The 3,360-nt window shown below is 37.5% G+C and carries 2 protein-coding genes; both read left to right on the forward strand.

Annotated elements, in window-relative coordinates; genetic code table 11:
• The coding region (locus tag ACYC56_RS13095) for an efflux RND transporter periplasmic adaptor subunit (RefSeq protein ID WP_461374619.1) at positions 1 to 926 on the forward strand (926 nt) is incomplete at its 5' end.
• A gap of 58 nt (positions 927 to 984) precedes the next feature.
• Positions 985 to 3,360, forward strand: a 2,376-nt coding sequence (locus ACYC56_RS13100) for an efflux RND transporter permease subunit (RefSeq protein ID WP_461374620.1), incomplete at its 3' end; no start/stop codon positions are given.

Consider the following 3,360-nt stretch of genomic DNA (forward strand, 5'->3'; position numbering starts at 1 on the left):
GTGTAGTAAAAGCGGAAATAAAGCAGGTTAGCAAAAATCTTGAATTAGTCGGTACAATTCAGGCAAGCAAGGATGTGTTAATAATCGCAGAAGCACAGGGCAGAGTTGTAAAGGTTAATGCAGAAATTGGTGATTATAAATCGGCGGGGTCTGTATTGATTCAAATTGATGATGAATTAAAACTAACCGCGATGAAAACTGCTGAGGTTAATTATGAAAAATCCAAAAAAGATTATGAGAGATTCCAGGCGCTGTTTAAAGGGAATTCTGTAACAGATTCACAACTTGAAAATGCCAAATTTATTTACCAATCTGCGGAGTCACAATTTATTACCGCGAAAAGACAATATGAAGATACAAAGGTTACAACTCCAATATCTGGCGTTGTTTCTTCCCGATCAGTTGATATCGGTGATTATGTAAAATTGAACAGCCCCGTTGCCAACGTAGTGGATATTTCAAAGTTAAAGGTAAAAGTAAATGTCGCTGAGAGTGATGTATTTAAAATGAAGGTCGGGGATAGGGTTGAAATTACTACGGAGGTATATCCCGGGGTAGTTTTTAGCGGAAAGGTTACTACTATAAGTTCCAAGGGAGACGAAGCCCATACTTATCCGGTTGAGGTTGATCTTCAAAATTCAAAAGAGCATCCTCTAAAGGCGGGCATGTTCGGCAAAGTAAATTTTGTTTCTACAAATAAGGTTGCATCTCTTTTAATTCCAAGAGAAGCATTAATCGGAAGTATAAAAGACCCGAAAGTATTTGTTGTAGAAAATAATATGGCAAAACTGGTAGGTCTGGTAATTGGTAACACTTATGATAATTACCTGGAAGTTCTTAATGGAATTAAAGAGGGACAGAAGGTTGTTGTAAACGGACAGAATAATATTGAAGACAATAGCAAAGTTACAATTATTAATAAATGATTAGACAACGAAACGTCCTATTACAATTAATAAAAAATGAAATTAAAAGGAATTTAAAATGACAATTACTGAGCTATCCATAAAAAGGCCGACGTTGATCGTTGTGATTTTTTCGGTTCTTACCTTGGTAGGAGTGTATAGCTATACTCAGTTAAATTATGAACTGCTTCCGAAGATTACTCCTCCTGTAATAACTGTTACAACAGTTTATCCGGGTGCTTCTCCAAAGGAAGTTGAAACTTCTGTTACCAAACCGGTTGAAGATGCTATTTCATCTCTTGATGACATCGACAATGTGACATCTACATCTGCGGAAGGTGTTTCTTTCGTAGTTATCCAGTTCAATCAATCTGCCGATGTAGACATACAACTGCAGAATGCTCAAAGGAAAGTAAACGAAATTGTTTCCACGTTACCAACCGAAGTAAAATCTCCAACACTTTCAAAATTTGCTCTCGATGAACTTCCTGTAATTAGGATGGGCGCTACAAGCAATATGCCTTCCACAAAATTTTATCAGTTTTTAAAAGACAGGATCCAGCCGAGACTGGCAAAGCTGCCGGGGGTCGGACAGATTACTCTTGTGGGTGGTGATGAAAGGGAAATAAAAGTAAATCTAAACAGGGAAAGAATAAAGGCATATGGCTTATCAATTATGCAGATTACCCAGGTAATTAAATCCTCAAACCTTGATTACCCGACAGGAAAAATTAAAAATGATAAAGATCAGTTAATCGTTAGAATTGCAGGTAAATTCAAATCAATTGATGATTTGAGAAACCTGATTGTTGGTAAATCAATGGTTGGTGGAGATATAAGGTTGGCCGATATTTCCGAAGTGGAAGACGGTCAGAAAGATTATTCCACTATTAACAGGATAAATGGTGTTACTTCTGTTGGTATAATAGTTCAGAAACAGACAGATGCAAACTCTGTTGATGTTAGTAAACTTGTACGAGCAGAAATAGCAAAAATGCAGAATGATTATAAATCAGAAAATGTAAGCTTTGATGTTGCACAGGATGGATCGCAATTTACTATTGATGCAGCTAATGGTGTAAAATATGATTTGATGCTTGCTGTTGTCCTGGTAGGAATAGTGATGATTTTATTCTTGCATAGCATTCGTAACTCATTCATTGTAATGATGGCAATTCCCGCTTCAATGATTTCTTCCTTTACAATGATGCTTGCTTTCGGATTCACACTGAACCTGATGACATTGCTTGGCCTTTCATTAATAGTCGGTATCCTTGTCGATGACTCTATCGTTGTTCTGGAAAATATTCACCACCACCTTGAAAAGGGTGAGCCGAGAAAAGTTGCCGCATTAAAAGGACGAAATGAAATTGGATTTGCGGCTCTTGCCATCACTCTTGTAGACGTTTCTGTATTTGTGCCGCTTGCACTAACGGGCGGGCTTGTCGGAAATATCGTTCGGGAATATTCAATTGTAGTTGTTACTGCAACTTTGCTCAGTTTGTTTGTCTCATTCACACTAACACCCTTGCTTGCTTCAAGAATTGGGAAATTAGAAAAGCTTTCAAAAAGAACTATAATTGGTAAATTCTCTATTTGGTTTGAAAAAGAATTCAGGAAGTTGGTCCAAAAGTACATCCAGCTCTTAAAATGGAGTTTAGTTAATAAATGGAAAGTTCTAACGGTTGTATTCCTGCTTTTCATTGCTTCCCTTACGTTAGCACCGCTTGGTTTTATTGGTGCTGAATTTATGACACAAACTGATCGTGGTGAATTTGCGGTTATCCTTGAGATGCCTTCCGGCTCTTCAGTAGAAAACACAAATCTTCTTACACAAAAAGTTGAGCAGTATATTTATACTTTGCCGGAAGTAAAAAAGGCTTTTGTGACTGTAGGCGCTTCCAACGAAGGACTGGTTGGCCAGACTTCCAATTATTCTTCTGAAATTGATGTCACTCTTGTACCAAAAGAGGATAGGAAAAAATCTACTGATAAAGTGGGTGAAGATATAAAGAGGTTTGTAAACACTGTTCCGGGTATAAAGGTTCGAGTTAACCCCATTGGCATTTTCGGAACAGCAAATCAAACCCCGATTCAGCTTATAGTTTCGGGTTCAAACAGGACTGATGTTGAAAAAGGCGCTGAGATTTTGGCTAATGTTGTAAAGAAAATTCCTGGGACAGCCGATGTAAGGTTATCAACGGAAGAGGGGAAACCTGAAACAAGAGTTGACATTGATAGGGGTAAACTAGCAAACTTTGGTCTGAACTTGGCTGAAGTCGGTGCATCTTTAAGAGTGGCACTTACCGGTGATGATGATTCAAAATATAGAGATGGCGAAAATGACTATACAATTAAAATTTCTCTGGATGATTTTGATAAATCAGAAATATCAGATATTAAGCACCTTACATTTAAGAATCCACGAGGACAATTAATTGAACTTCAGCAGTTT

It is taken from the genome of Candidatus Aquicultor sp. (genome assembly GCF_054640775.1).